The 17411-nt window shown below is 67.1% G+C and carries 15 protein-coding genes and 1 tRNA gene; 9 read left to right on the forward strand and 7 right to left on the reverse strand.

Translation table 11 applies throughout. The features are described 5' to 3' along the window. Window positions 1–10: 10 nt before the first annotated feature. The gene (locus tag AC07NY_RS23590; RefSeq protein ID WP_494585833.1) at window positions 11–1021 is read left to right on the forward strand and encodes an Lnb N-terminal periplasmic domain-containing protein; all 1011 of its coding nucleotides are present in this window, start codon (window positions 11–13) and stop codon (window positions 1019–1021) included. Between the two features lie 153 nt (window positions 1022–1174). Here AC07NY_RS23590 and AC07NY_RS23595 read toward each other — a convergent pair whose 3' ends face one another. The 3 genes from AC07NY_RS23595 to AC07NY_RS23605 all read right to left on the reverse strand — a co-directional run bounded on the left by AC07NY_RS23595 (window position 1175) and on the right by AC07NY_RS23605 (window position 5040). Beyond that, window positions 1175–2578, reverse strand: coding sequence for a sodium:proton antiporter (locus AC07NY_RS23595; RefSeq protein WP_494585899.1), 1404 nt, complete (start codon window positions 2576–2578; stop codon window positions 1175–1177). A 30-nt stretch (window positions 2579–2608) separates the two neighbouring features. Then, window positions 2609–4306: a TRAP transporter large permease gene (locus AC07NY_RS23600; RefSeq protein ID WP_494585900.1), complete on the reverse strand. Its 1698-nt coding sequence runs from the start codon at window positions 4304–4306 to the stop codon at window positions 2609–2611. Between the two features lie 134 nt (window positions 4307–4440). Beyond that, window positions 4441–5040, reverse strand: a complete 600-nt coding sequence (locus AC07NY_RS23605; RefSeq protein ID WP_492286826.1) for a TRAP transporter small permease subunit — start codon at window positions 5038–5040, stop codon at window positions 4441–4443. Between the two features lie 286 nt (window positions 5041–5326). Here AC07NY_RS23605 and AC07NY_RS23610 point away from each other — a divergent pair, with 286 nt between their 5' ends. From AC07NY_RS23610 to AC07NY_RS23630, 5 genes are all read left to right on the forward strand, one after another. Continuing rightward, the gene (locus tag AC07NY_RS23610) at window positions 5327–6115 is read left to right on the forward strand and encodes a class II glutamine amidotransferase (RefSeq protein WP_494585834.1); all 789 of its coding nucleotides are present in this window, start codon (window positions 5327–5329) and stop codon (window positions 6113–6115) included. 143 nt (window positions 6116–6258) lie between these two features. Beyond that, complete coding sequence (locus AC07NY_RS23615) at window positions 6259–7914, forward strand: acetolactate synthase large subunit (RefSeq protein ID WP_494585835.1); 1656 nt, start codon at window positions 6259–6261, stop codon at window positions 7912–7914. A 169-nt stretch (window positions 7915–8083) separates the two neighbouring features. Next, window positions 8084–9466 carry an aldehyde dehydrogenase family protein gene (locus AC07NY_RS23620; protein ID WP_494585836.1) on the forward strand — a complete coding sequence of 461 codons (1383 nt, stop codon included), beginning with the start codon at window positions 8084–8086 and terminating at the stop codon, window positions 9464–9466. Window positions 9467–9555: 89 nt separating this feature from the next. Next, the gene (gene rocF, locus AC07NY_RS23625; RefSeq protein ID WP_492286830.1) at window positions 9556–10536 is read left to right on the forward strand and encodes an arginase; all 981 of its coding nucleotides are present in this window, start codon (window positions 9556–9558) and stop codon (window positions 10534–10536) included. A gap of 150 nt (window positions 10537–10686) precedes the next feature. Next, window positions 10687–11832, forward strand: a complete 1146-nt coding sequence (locus tag AC07NY_RS23630) for a Gfo/Idh/MocA family protein (protein WP_494585837.1) — start codon at window positions 10687–10689, stop codon at window positions 11830–11832. Between the two features lie 21 nt (window positions 11833–11853). On the opposite strand, the gene AC07NY_RS23635 is transcribed toward AC07NY_RS23630, so the two are convergent. The 4 genes from AC07NY_RS23635 to AC07NY_RS23650 all read right to left on the reverse strand — a co-directional run bounded on the left by AC07NY_RS23635 (window position 11854) and on the right by AC07NY_RS23650 (window position 14182). Continuing rightward, window positions 11854–12855 (reverse strand): pyridoxal-phosphate dependent enzyme, encoded by a 1002-nt coding sequence (locus AC07NY_RS23635; protein ID WP_494585838.1) that lies wholly within the window; start codon window positions 12853–12855, stop codon window positions 11854–11856. Window positions 12856–12952: 97 nt separating this feature from the next. Continuing rightward, window positions 12953–13234, reverse strand: a complete 282-nt coding sequence (locus tag AC07NY_RS23640; protein ID WP_492286833.1) for a hypothetical protein — start codon at window positions 13232–13234, stop codon at window positions 12953–12955. A gap of 308 nt (window positions 13235–13542) precedes the next feature. Next, window positions 13543–13618, reverse strand: a tRNA-Ala gene (locus AC07NY_RS23645). Between the two features lie 165 nt (window positions 13619–13783). Beyond that, entirely contained in the window at window positions 13784–14182 is a 399-nt protein-coding gene (locus AC07NY_RS23650) for a TIGR02300 family protein (RefSeq protein WP_492286834.1), read from the reverse strand. A gap of 214 nt (window positions 14183–14396) precedes the next feature. Here AC07NY_RS23650 and aroA point away from each other — a divergent pair, with 214 nt between their 5' ends. From aroA to AC07NY_RS23665, 3 genes are all read left to right on the forward strand, one after another. After that, window positions 14397–15740, forward strand: coding sequence for a 3-phosphoshikimate 1-carboxyvinyltransferase (aroA, locus tag AC07NY_RS23655; protein ID WP_494585839.1), 1344 nt, complete (start codon window positions 14397–14399; stop codon window positions 15738–15740). Continuing rightward, window positions 15737–16387: a (d)CMP kinase gene (cmk, locus tag AC07NY_RS23660; protein ID WP_494585840.1), complete on the forward strand. Its 651-nt coding sequence runs from the start codon at window positions 15737–15739 to the stop codon at window positions 16385–16387. Before aroA ends, cmk begins: the two co-directional genes overlap by 4 nt. Before the next feature lie 115 nt (window positions 16388–16502). Further along, window positions 16503–17306, forward strand: a complete 804-nt coding sequence (locus tag AC07NY_RS23665) for a DUF1194 domain-containing protein (RefSeq protein WP_494585841.1) — start codon at window positions 16503–16505, stop codon at window positions 17304–17306. Window positions 17307–17411: the final 105 nt, after the last annotated feature.

Genomic DNA, 17411 nt, shown 5'->3' on the forward strand with positions numbered 1-17411 from the left:
AGAGGCGGCCATGGGCCGCCTCTTTTTCGTTGTGCTGAAACTTCTCCTCACCCTCGTCATTATCGGTGCCGCGCTCTGGGGCGCTGGCTTCCTGCTGTTCCGCCTCTCGGGCGCGACCGCGGTCATCGCCGCGATCGGCTTCGGCATCGCGGCTCTGGCCGGGCTCGTCGGTATCTGGACGAGCGACGCGCGCCTGTCGCTGGGCTTCGCCATGGTCTTCGTTGGCCTGCTGGGATGGTGGAGCAGCTTCCAGCCCTCGCATGACCGGAACTGGATTCCGGAGCTGGCGAAGCTGCCGAGCATCGCGCGCGAGGGCGATGCGATCACCGTGTCCAATCTCCGGGATTTCCGCTGGCGCACGGAAGAGGATTTCGACCAGCGCTGGGAGACGCGGCGCTACAATCTCGCGGCCGTCACCGGCGCCGATGTCTTCCTGACCTATTGGTCGGGCGAGGCGATCGCGCATCTGCTGGTCAGCTTCACCTTCTCGGATTCGGTGCCGCTGACCTTCTCGATCGAGGTTCGGCGCGAGAAGGGCGAGGATTGGTCAGCGCTGGCCGGCTTCTTCCGCAGCTACGAGATGGCTTATGTCGCCGCCGACGAGCGCGACATCGTGGGCCTGCGCACCCATGCGCGGCGCGAGGATGCAAGGCTGTTCCGCCTTAGCGCCTCGGCCGCCCAGGCGCGCGATCTGCTGCTTGCGTATATGGTCGATATCAACGACCTCGCCGCCAAGCCGCGCTGGTACAACACGCTGACGACCAATTGCACGACGGTGGTCTACCACCTCGTCTCCAGCGTCGCGCCGGGCTGGAAATTCGCGCTGCCGCTCGATCCGCGGGTGCTGCTCTCCGGCTACCTGCCGGGCTATCTCCAGCAGATCGGCGCGATCCGGCAGGATATCCCGCTGGAGGAACTGGTCAGGGCCTCACGCATCGGCGACCACGCGCGCACGCTCTCGCTGGACGATCCGCAGTTCTCGGCGAAGATCAGGGAAGGCGTGCCGACCGGGCGGCCGTGAGAGCGTCATGAAGGGTGTCACCCCGCACGCGCTGCAGCATGAGAATGCTGCTGCGCAGATGCGGGATCGTCTGACGGAAGAGGCGCCCTTTTCTGCACGCGGTCCCGTGTCTGCGCAGCGGCACTGCGCGCCGCAGCGCGCACGGGATGACAGCTAGCGGAAGAACAGGACCGTCTGCACCACGAAGAGCGGGATCAGGATCGCGCCGGACCAGAGCATGTAGCCGAAGAAGCTCGGCATCTTCACCTTCCGGTCCTTGGCGATGGCGTAGACCATGAAGTTCGGGGCGTTGCCGATATAGCTGTTGGCGCCCATGAAGACTGCGCCGGCCGAGATCGCCGTCAGCGTCAGCGCGCCCGTCGTCATCAGCGCCTTGGGATCGCCGCCCGCCAGCTCGAAGAAGACGAGATAGGTCGGCGCGTTGTCGAGGAAGGAGGAGAGCGCGCCGGTCAGCCAGAAATAGGCCACCGTGTTGGCGCTGCCATCGGCATTGGTGACGAGCCCGACCAGCGGCGCGAAGGCGCCGGCCTTGCCGGCCTGCAACATCGCCAGAACCGGGATGATGCAGATGAAGATGCCGGCGAAGAGCTTGGCGACTTCCTTGATCGGCCCCCAGGAGAATTCGTTGCCGGCGCGGACCGGGCCGGGCGTCAGCTTGAGCGACAGGCCGGCGAGGACGAGCAGGATCACGTCGCGCAGCAGGTTCTGGCCCTCGACGGGAACGCCGTGGACGGTGAAGGCGACACCCGGCTTCCAGTTCGCCGACATCAGGATCGCGGCGATCACGCCGGCCAGCAGCAGGATGTTGACCTTGCCCCAGAGCTTGATGGCGCGATCCGGCGTCGGGTCCTTGAGCCTGGGAAAGCCCTCCTCCTTGCGGAAGAACCAGCTGTCGAGCGCGTAGAACAAGGCGAGTAGCACGATGACGGCGAAGACCGTCTCGGGCAACAGGTGCGTCGTGGTCCAGAAGAAATCGACGCCGCGCAGGAAGCCGAGGAAGAGCGGGGGGTCGCCGAGCGGGGTGAGCGATCCCCCGATATTCGAGACCAGGAAGATGAAGAAGACGACGACATGGACGTTGAAGCGCCGGTCGTCATTCGCCCGCAGCACCGGCCGGATCATGATGATCGAGGCACCGGTCGTGCCGACGAAGCTCGCCAGCACCGTGCCGATCGCCAATAGCACCGTGTTGGTCGCCGGCGTGCCGTGCAGGTTGCCTGAGATCAGGATGCCGCCCGCGATCGTGAAAAGCGCGAAGAGCAGGATGATGAAGGGGATATAGTCGAGCAGCGCGGTATGCAGCAGCGCGCCGAGCGCCGGATCGACGCCGCGCAGCAGGACGAGCGGGACCAGCGTGAGCGCGGCCCAGAAACCGGCGAACTTGCCGTAATGATGCTCCCAGAGATGCGGGAACAGCACGGGGCCGAGCGCGATCGAGAGCAGCATGCCGGCGAAAGGCAGGGCCCAGCCGGCGCCCATGCCGGCACCGCCGATATCGCCCGCCGCCAGTGCGGCAGTGGGTGTCAATGCCAGAGCGGCTGTAGCCGCTCCAATCAGCCTGCCGGTCACCCCTGTCACGGCGCGCCCTTACGGCTTGGGCGGCGTGCCGATGACCGGCGGCGCGTTGAGGTCGAACCCGCCCGGCAGGCCCGATCCGCCGAGGCCGGGGATCTGGATCGAGTCGAACTGCTTGTCGATCGCCTTCTGGTCGAGCTGAATCGCGGAGGCCTTGTAATGCATCACCATGCTCGGGAAGATCACGACGAGCGCGACCATGATGCACTGGATCACCACGAAGGGCACGGCGCCCCAGTAGATCTGGCCGGTGGTGACCGGCTCCATCATCCGGCCGGTGACCTTGTCCCGGTAGGCATTCTTCGGTGCGACCGAGCGCAGGAAGAACAGGGCGAAGCCGAAGGGCGGGTGCATGAACGAGGTCTGCATGTTCACGCCCAGGATGACGCCGAACCAGATCAGGTCGATGCCGAGCTTCTCCGCCGCCGGGCCGAGCAGCGGCACGATGATGAAGGCCAGCTCGAAGAAGTCGAGGAAGAAGGCGAGCAGGAAGACCATCACGTTGACGACGATCAGGAAGCCCGTCGCGCCGCCCGGCAGGCCGACCAGCAGATGCTCGACCCAGAGATGGCCGTTGACGCCGTAGAAGGTCAGTGAGAACACGCGCGCGCCGACCAGGATGAAGAGCACGAAGGCCGAGAGCTTGGCGGTCGATTCCGTCGCCTGGCGGAGCAGGTCGAAGGTCATGCGTTTCTTGCTGAGGGCGAGCAGGATCGCGCCTGCGGCGCCCATCGCGCCGCCTTCCGTCGGGGTGGCGACGCCGATGAAGATCGTGCCGAGCACCAGGAAGATCAGCGCCAGCGGCGGCACCATCACGAAGACGACCTGCTCGGTCATGCGCGAGAGCAGGCCGAGGCCGAGCAGCTTGTTGATCAGCGCGATGACGAAGGCGATCGCGACCATCAGCGACATCGTCAGGATGACGAAATCGGCGCCTGCCTTCAGCGTGGTGAAGAGCTTCATGTAGCCATAGGCCAGCGCCAGCGAGATCAGCGTCACGACCAGCAGCGAGAAGCGCCGCGTCTTGCCGTCGGCATCGCGCAGGGTCTGCGCCTCCGGCGGCAGGCCGGGCGCGCGGTTGGGATAGACCATGGTGACGAGGAAGACGTAGCCGGCATACATCGCCGAGAGCACGAGGCCGGGGATGAAGGCGCCCTCGTACATGTCGCCGACCGAGCGGCCGAGCTGGTCGGCGAGCACGATCAGGACGAGCGAGGGCGGGATGATCTGGGCGAGCGTGCCCGAGGCCGCGATGACGCCGGACGCAAGGCGCCGGTCATAGCCGTAGCGCAGCATGATAGGCAGCGAGATCAGGCCCATCGAGATCACCGAGGCCGCGACGACGCCGGTGGTGGCGGCGAGCAGCGCACCGACGAAGATCACCGCATAGGCGAGGCCGCCGCGGATCGGCCCGAAGAGCTGGCCGATCGTGTCGAGCAGGTCCTCGGCCATACCGGAGCGTTCGAGGATCAGGCCCATGAAGGTGAAGAATGGCACAGCCAGCAGCACGTCGTTGTTCATCGTGCCGTAGATGCGCTCCGGCAGCGCCTGAAGGAAGTTCTCCTGGAACAGGCCGAGCTCGATGCCGATCAGCGCGAAAAGCAGGCCGTTGGCGGCCAGCGCGAAGGCGACGGGATAGCCGAGCAGCAGGAAGACGACGAGGGCCGCGAACATCACCGGCGCCATGTTGACGCGCAGGAAGTCGCCGATGCCGCCGCCCGCCGCGAAGGCGTCGCCGGTATGGAGGCCGAAGAAGGCGAGGAGGGTCAGCGCGAGCAGCAGGCCGGCGACGCGCGGAAGGCGATGAGCGTGCATGGGACGGTTCCGGACGTCTTGCGGGCCACTCACGAGGCGAGGCCCTGTTCCTTGGCTTGGTCGAGCAGGCGCTGGGCTTCCGCCTCGGCCGCCGCGGCATGGCCGAGTGCGGCTTCCTGATCCTCAAGATCGCCGCGCATGATCGCAATCGTCTTGATGATCTCGGAGATGCCCTGGACCGTCAGCATCACGAAGCCGACGATGACGAGCCCCTTGGCCGGCCATTGCGGCAGGCCGCCGGCCGAAAGCGACTGCTCGTTGATGGCGTAGGAACGCCAGAAGAACGGCCAGGAATGATAGACGATCAACAGGCAGAACGGCATCAGGAAGAACACATGGCCGATGAGCTCGATCCACTGGCGGACGCGCTTCGGCAACATGCTGTTCACGATGTCGATGCGGATGTGCTCCTTCACCTGCATCGTCCAGGAGGCGCACATCAGGAAGACCGCGCCGAACAGCATCCATTGCAGTTCGAGCCAGGCATTCGACGAGACGTTGAAGACCTTGCGGATAATGGCGTTGACGGCCGCCACGATCACCGCGACGAGAATCAGCCAGGCGATCTTCTTACCGATCTGGCCGTTGACCGCGTCAATGACGCGGCTGATGCCGAGGAGACCCTTCACGCTTCCGCTCCCGTCCAGGCGCGCCATGAACCGGATATGCCGACCGGTCTCAGGTTTATGCACCACTTATGCGCTGGATCGGTATAGGAGGGATGCGCGCCACGCAAGACGGTGCCGGCCTTATCCATTGGACGAAAGGCGAAGGGTTACGGCTGCCTGTTTTTGCGGCAGAAAATTGCGGCGGCACGCATTGGCTCGCCGGTGCGGCGAAGAAACGTTATGTTCGCGTTCATCTTCGGAGAACATTATTCTCCGGCCCGCTTTCCACGCTCGATTCGAGGCGCCGATGTGCCGCTTCCTCGCCTATTCCGGCATTCCCGTCTTTCTTGAGGATTTCGTCGCCTCGCCCTGCCATTCGCTGATCCATCAGTCGCTCCATGCCGAGGAGGCCAAGACCGGCACGAACGGCGACGGCTTCGGCGTCGGCTGGTATGGCGAGCGGCCCGAGCCCGGCCAGTATCGCGAGGTGCGCCCCGCCTGGTCCGACGAGAACCTGCTCTCGATCGCGCGGCAGGTGCGCTCGCATCTGTTCTTCGCCCATGTCCGCGCCGCGACCGGCACCGCGACGACGCGCGCGAACTGCCACCCCTTCGTCCATGGCCGCTATCTCTTCATGCATAACGGCCAGATCGGCGGCTACGGCACGATCCGGCGGCGGCTGGAGGCGCTGATCCCGGATGCCCTCTATGGCGCCCGCGCCGGCACGACCGACTCGGAAGCGCTGTTCCTGCTCGCGCTGGCCCATCTGACGGAGGGCATGGCGCCGGGCGATGCGCTCGCCGCAGCCTTGTCGGACGCGCTCGGGCTGATGCAGCAGGCCGGCATTCGCGAGCCCCTGCGCTGCGCTGCGGCGCTCGCCGATGGTGACAGCATCCATGCGATCCGCTGGTCCTCGGACGCCAAGCCGCCGAGCCTCTATGTCTGCGAGCGGCCGGACAGCGTCGTCGTCGCCTCCGAGCCGGTCGATGCCGCGCGCGAATGCTGGCAGGCCCTGCCCTGCAACACGCTGGTCACGGTGCAGGGCGGCGCGGTGACGTTCTCGCCCTTCGAGATCGCGCTGAAACAGGCCGCCTGAGCCGGCCTCGGCGAATTCGCTTCATGTCGCGGCCGGGCAGGACTGCCATGCGCCGCGCGCCCTGACACGTCCCCGGTTGCGTTCCTACGTCGAGAGCCTAGCCTTGCCCTCCAGCGAGGCTCTCTCCGGGAAAGGCACGGGCGATGAAGAAGGGTTCCGATCTTCTGGTCGAGGCACTGGAGAACGAGGGCGTCGATCGCGTCTTCGGCGTTCCCGGCGAGGAAAATCTCGACGTCGTCGAATCACTGCGCAAGTCGAAGATCGAGCTGGTGCTGACGCGGCACGAGCAGGCTGCCGCCTTCATGGCCGCCACGCATGGGCGCCTCACCGGCCGCCCCGGCGTCTGCATCGCGACGCTGGGCCCCGGCGCGCTGAACTTCTCGACCGGCGCGGCCTATGCCCATCTCGGGGCGATGCCGATGATCCTGCTCACCGGGCAGAAGGCGATCATGACCGCCAAGCAGGCGCGCTTCCAGATCGTCGATGTCGTCGCCTCGATGCGCCCGCTGACCAAGATGACCCGCCAGATCGTCAGCCCCGCCAGCATCCCCTCCGTGGTGCGCGACGCCTTCCGCGTCGCGATGGAGGAGCGACCGGGCCCGGTTCATCTCGAACTGCCCGAGGACGTAGCGGCCGAGGAGGTCGAGGACACCCTGCTGATCCCCGTCCACGCGCTCGACCGGCCGATTGCGCCGGCAGCCTCGCTCGACCGCGCTGCCGCGATGATCCTCGCCGCCAAGCGTCCGCTGGTGATGATCGGCGCCGCCGGCAACCGGCCACGCCTGGTCGAGCCGCTTTCGGCGGCGGTGCGCCGCATCGGCCTGCCCTTCTTCAACACGCAGATGGGCAAGGGCGCCGTCACCGGCGGCTCCAACCTCTATCTCGGCACCGCCGCGCTCTCGGAGGGCGACTATGTCCATGAGGCTGTCGCGGCGGCCGACCTGATCATCGCGGTCGGCCACGACACCATCGAGAAGCCGCCCTTCCTGATGCGCAATGCCGGCGGGCCGAAGGTGATCCATCTCGGCTTCCAGTCGGCCAATGTCGAGCAGGTCTACCATCCCGATGCCGAGGTGATCGGCGATATCGGTGTCACCATGACGGGGCTCGCCGACCGGCTCGAAGGCAAGCTGCCAGAGCAGAAGCAGACGCTGGAGCTGCGCCAGAAGATCCTGGCCAAGATCAACGCCCGCGCCGAGGAAGATCGCTTCCCGGTGACGCCGCAGCGGCTCGTCCATGACGTGCGCGCGGTGATGCCGGAGGACGGCATGGTCTGCCTCGACAACGGCATGTACAAGATCTGGTTCGCGCGGAACTACCGCACCCATGTCGCCAACACGCTCTTGCTCGACAACGCGCTGGCGACGATGGGCGCAGGCCTGCCTTCGGCAATGATGGCGGCGATGCTCCATCCGGAGCGGCGCGTCATGGCCGTCTGCGGCGATGGCGGCTTCATGATGAACTCGCAGGAGATGGAGACGGCGGTCCGGCTCGGCCTCAACCTCGTCGTGCTCGTCCTCAATGACGGCGCCTATGGCATGATCCGCTGGAAGCAGGCCGTCGACAAATTCCCCGATTACGGCATGACCTTCGGCAATCCCGATTTCGTGCGCTATGCCGAGGCCTATGGCGCCAAGGGCTCGCGCGTGACCTCGGCCGAGGCACTGGTGCCGACGCTGGAAGCCGCCTTCAAGGGCGGTGGGGTCCATCTCGTCGATTGCCCGATCGACTATTCCGAGAACACCCGCGTCCTCGTCGAGGAACTCCGGAACAAGGTGCCGGACGTCGATCTGGCTTAACGGCCGCCATCACCGAAGCCCTCATCCTGAGGAGCCGCGCAAGCGGCGTCTCGAAGGATGCTCCAGATGTCTCCGAGCCTTCTGAAACATCCTTCGAGACGCCATTCCCGAGGGAATGGCTCCTCAGGATGAGGGCTCGGAAATGTCGATGTCCAAAGGAGACAAGATCATGCTCCAGGTTGTTAAGGCCTATGACCGCGCCCCGATCACCGAGATCGAGACCGATGACGCGGCTGCGCTCGAACGCAAGCTGCAGGCGGCGCAGGCCGTCTTCAAGGACCGCGACAACTGGCTGAAGCCGCATCAGCGCATCGCGATCCTGCGCAAGCTCGCGGGCCTCCTCGAAGCAAGGCGCGACCATTTCGCCATGCAGATCGCGCGCGAGGGCGGCAAGCCGCTGCCGGACGCGATCGTCGAGGCGAACCGGGCGGTCGATGGCGTCTACAATGCCGCCGAGGAGCTGCGGAACTTCGCCGGGCGCGAGATCCCGATGGGGCTCTCGGCGGCGGCTGCCGATCGCTGGGCCTTCACCACCAAGGAGCCGATCGGCATCGTCGCGGCGATCTCGGCCTTCAACCACCCGCTCAACCTGATCGTGCATCAGGTCGCGCCGGCGATCGCGGTCGGCTGCCCGGTGATCGTCAAGCCGGCCGGCACGACGCCGCTCTCCTGCATCGATTTCGTCAAGCTGGTGCACGAAGCCGGACTGCCGGAAGCCTGGTGCCAGGTCTTCGTGCCCTTGGAGACCGCGCTGGCGGAGAAGTTCGCGACCGATCCGCGCATCGCCTTCCTCAGCTTCATCGGCTCGGCCAAAGTCGGCTGGCATCTGCATTCGAAGCTCGCCCATGGCGCCCGCTCGGCGCTGGAACATGGCGGCGTCGCGCCGGCGATCGTCGACAGGAGCGCCGATCTCGACGGGATCATCGAGCCGATCGTGAAGGGCGGCTATTACCATGCCGGACAGGTCTGCGTGTCGACGCAGCGGATCTATGTCCATGACGCTGTTATCAACGACTTCACCGAGCGGCTCGTCGCCCGCGTCAAGAAGCTGCGCACCGGCGATCCCACGCTGGCCGACACCGAAGTCGGGCCGCTGATCATCCCGAAGGAGGCCGATCGCGTCGCCTCCTGGATCGACGAGGCCGTAAAAGGCGGCGCCCGGCTCGCCACCGGCGGCAAGCGCCTGTCGGAGACGACGCTGGAGCCGACCGTGCTGATCGACCCCGATCCGGAAGCGCGCATCTCCAGCGAAGAGGTGTTCGGCCCGGTCGTCGCGGTCTACCGCTACAGCAAGCTTGACGATGCGATCGCGCGGGCGAACTCCCTGCCCGTCGCCTTCCAGGCCAGCATCTTCGCGCAGGATATCGATGTCGCGATGCGGGCGGCGAACCGGCTCGACGCCTCTGCCGTGATGGTCAACGATCCCACGACCTTCCGCACCGACTGGATGCCCTTCGCCGGGCGGCGCGTCTCCGGCTACGGCACCGGCGGCATCCCCTACACGATGCGCGACATGACGCAGGAGAAGATGATCCTGCTGAAGCGCCGCTGAGGCCGGCACTCGACAGAGGCATGCCGATGCGCCATGGACGGCGCGTCGGCGCATGACGCCCATCGATATCGCATGAACGGACCACTGGAATGACCGCCTCCTCCGCGACCGCTCCCGCTTCCCAGGGCCGCATCGCCCTGCTCGGTGCGCCCATCGAGGTCGGCGCCTCGCGCCGCGGCGCGCTGATGGGCCCGGCCGGCCTGCGCACCGCCGGCCTCGCCCGCGTGCTGGAAGACCTCGGCTACAGCGTCAGCGACCACGGCGACATCCTGCCGCGCGACCTCGCCCCGGTCGATGGTCCCGCCCCCGCCAATGCCCGCTTCTACAACGAGATCGCCGCCTGGATGCGCGCGCTGAGCGCCCGCGCCTACGAGATCGCGCGCTCCGGCGACACGCCGATCTTCCTCGGCGGCGACCACAGCCTGTCGATGGGCTCGGTCAACGGCGTCGCCCGCCACTGGCAGGAGCAGGGCCGCAAGCTCTTCGTGCTCTGGCTTGACGCTCATGCCGATTTCAACATGCCGGCGATCTCGCCCTCCGGGAACATGCACGGCATGTCCTCGGCCTTCCTCTGCGGCGAGGCCGGGCTCGACGACCTGCTCGGCTCCGAGCCGCGCGCCTCGATCCCGTATGAACAGCTCAGCCTGTTCGGCATCCGCTCGATCGATCCGCTGGAGAAGGCGGCGGTGAAGGCGCGCGGCGTCGATATCGCCGACATGCGCGCCATCGACGAACATGGCGTCGGCGTCCTGATCCGGCAGGTCATCGAGAAGGTGCGCGCCGCCAATGGCGTGCTGCATGTCTCCTTCGACGTCGATTTCCTCGACCCGCCGCTGGCGCCGGGCGTCGGCACCACCGTGCCGGGCGGCGCGACCTATCGCGAGGCGCATCTGGTGATGGAGCTCCTGCACGATTCCGGGCTGGTCCGCTCGATGGATATCGTCGAGCTCAACCCGTTCCTCGACGATCGCGGCCAGACCGCCCGCCTCGCGGTCGAACTCGCCGGCAGCCTGTTCGGCCAGCAGATCACCGACCGGCAGACGCCGTCGAACGCGATCGGCGCGGCGTAAAGTATCCAGATTTTCCGCATTTTCTTCACGCGAACCGGTACCCACTTCGCTCGAAAATGCTTCTGGTCGCGCCTTCGCGAAAGCCGATCTTCATTCTTGCCTGATAGAGGCCGTTCCATCGGCTTGCCAGCCGGTGGAACGGGTTCAAGCATGAAGATCGCGCTCGTCGGCTCGGGTTTCGTCGCCGACTACTACATGACGACGCTGGCGAACCATCCGGCGCTCGCTCTCGCGGGCGTCTGGGATCGCGATGCCGCGCGGCTCGAAGCCTTCCGCGCCTTCCACGATGTCCCCGCCTATCCCGATCTCGATACCCTGCTTGCCGACCGAGACGTGCAGATCGTCGTCAACCTGACGACGCCGGAAAGCCACTACGAGATCACCAGCCGCGCGCTCGCCGCCGGCAAGCATGTCTATTGCGAGAAGCCGCTGGCGATGGAATTGGCGCAAGCCGAGGCACTGGTCGCACAGGCGCAAGGCTGCGGGCTGACCTTGGCCACTGCCCCCGCCAACGGGCTCAGCGACACGCATCGCCTCGTCGAGGATACCTTGCGCTCCGGGCGGATCGGTGCGCCAAGGCTGGTCTATGCCGCGATGGAGGACGGCCCGGTCTTCCGTGACAAATGGGCGAGCTGGCGCTCGCGCTCGGGCGCGCCCTGGCCGGGGCTGCACGAGTTCGAGATCGGCTGCACGCTCGAACATGCCGGCTACGCGCTGTCCTGGCTGGTAACACTGTTCGGACCGGTCGAGAGCCTGACCGCCTTCTCGGCCGTGACCTTCCCCGACAAGGGGCCGGGCACCGGGCACATCGCGATGGCCCCGGATTTCTCCGTGGGCTGCCTGACCTTCCGCTCCGGCGTCGTCGCAAGGCTGACCAACGGGCTCGTCGCGCCGCGTGACCGCTCACTGCAGGTCTTCGCCGAGAAGGGCTCGCTGACGGTGCGCGATCTCTGGGACAACCGCTCCGTCGTCCATGTCGAGGAGGTCGATGCGCCGCGGCCCCTGCTCGGGCGGCTCCTGACGCGGGCGGAAGCCAAGCTCGGGCGCGCGCTGCCCTGGAAGCCGGCCCCAGGGCGCAAGCTGGCCTATCCCGCCCAGCCGACGAGCAAGGCCTTGCCCGGCTATCCCTCGCAGATCGATTTCATCCGCGGCGTGGCGGATCAGGCCGAGGCGATCCGGCGCGGCGAGGCGCCGCGCTTCTCGGGCGCACTCGCCCTGCACATCACCGAGTTGGCGCTGGCTCTCAACAATGCCCGCGACCTGGCCCAGCCCTACCAGCCCCGCTCGCGCTTCTGATCGCAGCCGGAACCGGTGCTCTCAGCTCACCGTGCGAAACTGCTCGCGCTGCGCGAAGAGCGAGGCCGTCCCGCCAGTATGAAGGATGCAGGCCGGCTCGCCCGGCGGAATCGCGTCCTTCGCGACCAGATCGAGGAAACCGGCGCAGGTCTTCGCCGTGTAGACGTGCTCGACCAGGATGCCCTCGGTGCGGGCAAAGGCAACGATCGCCGCCTCCGATTCGGGCGTGGGTACGCCCCAGCCGCCGCCCAGATGGGCCATATGATAGTGGAGCGGCGCCGGATCGAGACCGCCGACCGGGATCCCCGTCCGCTCACGGATACCCTCGTAGATCCGGCGGATGCGGGCCTCCAGCTCGGCCTGCTCGTATTCGACGCTGACCAGATGGACCTGGAAGGGGTTACCGAGCATGGCGTTGCCGAAGATGAAGCCCGCTTCCGTCGGCCCCATCGAGCCCGCCAGGAAGACATGGCGCAGCGGTGTTGCTTCGCGCTGCGACTGCTCATGCAGTTCGAAAGCGGCCAGGACATAGCCGAGCGCACCGAGCACCGCGTCGCCGACGATATAGGGAACCCGCCCCTGCCGCTTCAGCTCCGCGGCGGCGGCCTTCATCACCGCCCCGCGCTCCTCCTCACCGACCGCACCGATGAAACGCGTTTCCGCGCCGAACAGCCGGTTCAGGAAGGAACGCTCGCGATTCGCCGGGCTGTCCTCGGCATTGTGGATAATCAGGCAATCCAGCCCCGCCATCGAGGCCGCGGCCGCGGTGAGGCGGCAGAGATTGGACGTCGCCCCGCCCGCGACGAGGACGATGTCCGCCCGCTCCCGAAGCGCAGCGCCCAGCCAGAATTCGAGGCTGCGCAGCTTGTTGCCGCCGAGCCCGATCTCCATCAGGTCGTCGCGCTTCATGAAGAGGCCGGGACGGCCGAGCTTGCGCTCGAAGCCGGAGAGGCGCTGCAGCGGCGTCGGCGCCTTGACGAGGTCGTAGCGCGGCTCGCGCAGGATGGTCTGCAGGTCCGACATCAGGCCAACCGCCCTCCAGATCGCGCCTGCGAGCGGCGCGGCATGGCCGCGTGCTCGCTCATCGCTTCAGGAAAGGCAAGCCCCCTCGATGCCGGCTTTACGCCGACCGCTTCTTCCGGTCGTCCTTGCGCTGATCCGGCTCGGCTGCCGCCTTGGACGACCGGGCGATCGTCGCAATCGCCAAGGGCGGCTTGCCCGACCTCTCCGAGATGATCTGGTCCTGCTCCTCGATGGCCGTCCGGGCGGGCTCATCTCCGTCCAGGCCGCCGAGCAACGACGTCAGAACGCGCCGGTTCGAGGTCCGCGATCCGTCTTCGTAGACGACATCGAACATGGTGAACTCGGTATCGAGGGCTTTGGATTTCGTGCGTTTGGCCATTCCTGCCTCCTTCTATGGAGCGTGCGACGCGGCGGCTTTCACGCCGCTATGCCGCGTTTGCCTGCGCGGCGGGCCGCCGGGTGATTCGCGGCCTCCGCGGAGCAAGACGGCAGCGTCAGCGGAATGACGCGAGTGCGAAGGAGCGCCTGCCGGGTTCCACCATATCGAGAGGGCCGATCCGAATCACGCGAGGCGCGACGAACAGCTATCCCGTCAGGCTTCAGATCGGCGGGAAACATGCGAGATGTCGGGAGAACGCCGAAGCGTGATCCGGAACACCAGGCTGTTCAGCGCTCTCGGAAGAAATTTGGTGGAGCCAGGCGGAATCGAACCGCCGACCTCTTGAATGCCATTCAAGCGCTCTCCCAACTGAGCTATGGCCCCACACGCGACGACCGACTTGGGGATCGATCATCAACCGGATTTGGTACCGCCTCGGCGGTTCCGTCCGGGCCGCCCTGGCGGCGACGAAGCGCTCTATAGGCGGCTCGGACGGAAGACACAAGCGCTTAATGTCGCCGTGTCGTCATCTTTTTTCGAGGCTGTGGATCAGTTGTCCTCGTCGGCTTCGATGTCGCCGTCGATCAGGTCGGAGACGTCGTCGTCGCCTTCCTCATCCTCTTCGAGGAAGGTGTCGTCCTCGTCATCGCCGCCGACGTCCTCGACCTCGATATCGTCCTCGCTGGTGACGACGGCTTCCTTCTCGGACGCCTCGGCATCGGCCTCGTCGAGCGAGACGAGTTCGACGGCGCCATCGGCGGCCTCGGTCTCGTCTTCCTCGTCGGCTTCCGGCTTCGGCACGGGGGCTGCCTTGGCCTGCGGCTCGAACATCGCCCGCGGATAAGCCTGGCCCGTATAGGGCGAGACGATCGGGTCCTTGTTCAGGTCATAAAATTTGCGGCCCGTGACCGGGCAAACGCGCTTCGTTCCGAGTTCCGGTTTCGCCACTGCGTCGGACCTTCAACTATCATGTTTTGAAAAGCAGGCGCGTCCGTTAGTCGGGGTAAGCCGCTCTGTCAAATGTTGATTTGCGCGAAGCGGCCCTGCGGACGCCCGGAACGTCGATTCGCCGCGCCGCAGCGCCGCGCCTTGGCGCAGCGCGCGCGGGCATGCTACGGCCCTTTCTGCATTCCTTACGGCCAGCCTGCAGAGACCACGCCCCGTGTCCCACGACCATGAACCCGTTCCCGTCACAGCCCGCGCCGGGGGGCCGCTGAAAGGCCGCGTCCGCGTGCCCGGCGACAAGTCGATCTCGCACCGGGCGATGATCTTCGGCCTGCTGGCGATCGGCGAGACCAAGGTCACCGGGCTGCTCGAAGGCGAAGACGTGATGCGCACCGCCGCGGCGGCGCGGGCTCTCGGCGCCATCGTCCACCATGACGGGCCCGGCGCCTGGCGCGTGCAGGGCGTCGGCGTCGGGGGCTTGCGCGAACCGGCCGATGTTCTGGATTTCGGCAATGCCGGCACCGGCTCGCGCCTGATGATGGGCGTCTGCGGTTCGCATCCGATCACCACGACCTTTGACGGCGATGCCTCGCTGCGCAAGCGGCCGATGCGGCGCATCCTCGACCCGCTCGAGCAAATGGGCACGGTCGTCGTCTCGCAGCAGGAGGGCGGCCGCGTGCCGCTGACCCTGCGCGGCCCGAAGGAGGCGATCCCGATCACCTATCGCCCGCCGGTCGCCTCGGCGCAGATCAAGTCGGCCGTGCTGCTGGCGGCGCTGGCCGCCCCCGGCGAGACCACCGTGATCGAGGCGGAAGCGACCCGCGACCATACCGAGAAGATGCTCGCGCATTTCGGCGCCGAAATCACGGTGACGCAAGAGGGCGCCCATGGCAGGCGCATCGTGTTGAAGGGCCAGCCGGAACTGAAGGCTGCGCCGATCGTCGTGCCGGCCGACCCGTCCTCGGCCGCCTTCCCGCTGGTGGCCGGGCTGATCGTGCCGGGGTCGGACATCCTGATCGAGAGCGTGATGACCAATCCACTGCGCTCGGGCCTGCTGACCACGCTGCGCGAGATGGGCGCCGACATCACCGTCGAGCGCGAAGCCAACGAGGGCGGCGAGACGGTCTGCGACCTGCGCGTGCGCGCCTCCAGCCTGAAGGGCGTGACGGTGCCGCCGGAGCGGGCGCCGGCGATGATCGACGAATATCCGGTGCTGGCGGTGGCCGCGTCCTTCGCCACGGGCACGACGCGGATGCGCGGCCTGCAGGAACTGCGCGTCAAGGAATCCGACCGTCTCGCCGCGGTCGAGGCCGGGCTGAAGGCTGCCGGCGTCACCTGCTGGATCGAGGGCGACGACCTCGTCGTCGAGGGTTCGGGTGGCGGACCGGTGCGCGGTGGCGGGCCGATCGCGACCCATCTCGACCACCGCATCGCGATGAGCTTCCTCGTCATGGGGCTGGCGACGCAGCAGCCGGTCGTGGTCGATGACGGGCTGATGATCGCGACGAGCTTCCCGAGCTTCGTTTCGTTGATGAACGGGCTCGGAGGCCAGATCGGATGAGCGCGGCTCAGGCCGCCCGCTTCGTCATCGCCGTCGACGGCCCTGCCGCCTCCGGCAAGGGCACGCTGGCGCGCCGGCTGGCGGCGCATTACGGCCTGCCCTATCTCGATACCGGCCTGCTCTACCGGATGGTGGCGCGCGCCATGCTCGACGCGGGCCACGATATCCACGACGCCGTGGCTGCCGAGGCGATCGTCGGCAGCTTCGACGAGACCGCCTTCTCGGAGGAACGGCTGCGCGGCCGCGAGATCGGCGAAGCCGCTTCCGTGGTTGCGGCCATGCCGGCCGTGCGCGCCGGACTGCTGACCCGGCAGCGGCGCTTCGCCGCGCAACCCGGCGGAGCCGTGCTCGACGGGCGCGATATCGGCACGGTGATCTGCCCGGAGGCGCCGGCCAAGCTCTTCGTCACCGCGACGCCGGAGGTGCGGGCCGCACGGCGCCACAAGGAGCTGGTCGGACGCGGCGAGACTGTGACCTTCGACGGCATCCTCGCCGATATCCGCCGGCGCGATGCCCGCGATTCCGGCCGCAGCGACGCGCCGCTCAAGGCGGCGGAGGATGCGATCGTGCTCGACACCTCGGCGCTCACTGTCGAGGAGGCGGCTGCCGCAGCGATCGGCATCGTCGAGGGCCGCCGCGCCGCCTGAGCCCGCCGCTCGCGAATTTGCTATCGAAACAGGCGCCCTTAGCCGGATTTTCCGGCTTGGCGCGCGTCCCGGCCGGGCGCACACTTCCCCTCGCAAATCGGCGACGGAGGTGGCGATGCGGCGTTGGCTGTACGGTCTCTCATGTCTGGCGGCGGCGGCGCTCTGGCAGCCCGCCCAGCCCAGAGCCCAGACGGCGCCGCCGCCCGAGGAGGTAGATGTCGCGCTCGTGCTCGCGGTCGACGTCTCCTACTCGATGGATCTGGACGAGCTCGCGCTGCAGCGCAACGGCTATATCGAGGCGTTCCGGTCGAAACAGCTGCACGACGCCATCAACAAGGGCGCGATCGGCAAGATCGCCGTGACCTATTTCGAATGGGCCGGCGGCAATTTCCAATACGTCGTCCGGCCCTGGAAGGTGATCGACGGCCCGGCCGCGGCGATGGCCTTCGCCGAGGAGCTGGGCGAGGCGCCGACGCGGCGCGGCCGGCGGACCTCGATCTCCGGCGCGATCGATCTCGGGGTGCAATTGCTGGAGCAATCGAATGTCAGCGCGATGCGTCGCGTGATCGACATCTCCGGCGACGGCGCCAACAATGACGGGCGCCCGGTCACCGTGGCGCGCGACGAGGCCGGCGCCAAGGGCATCGCCATCAACGGCTTGCCGGTGATGTTGAAGCAGGCCGGCTATTTCGACATCGACAATCTCGACACCTACTACACCGACTGCGTCATCACCGGCATCGGCGCCTTCGTCATCCCGATCCGCGAGAAGCATCAGTTCGTCGAGGCGACGAAGACGAAGCTGCTGCGCGAGATCGCCGAGGCCCCGGCCGATGCGACGGTCCACAAGGCGCAATCAGGCAATATCGCGACCTGCCTCGCCGGCGAGCGGCAATGGCGCGACCGGATGGGGAATTGAAGGACAACGCATCGTCGCCAAGGCTTGCCGTCATGCCCGGGCTTGACCCGGGCATCTCGTAAACCAGAGCCTTCTCGTCATGAGATTCCCGGGTCTGCGCTTCGC

This window comes from Allobosea sp. GW821-FHT09G06 (genome assembly GCF_059416005.1).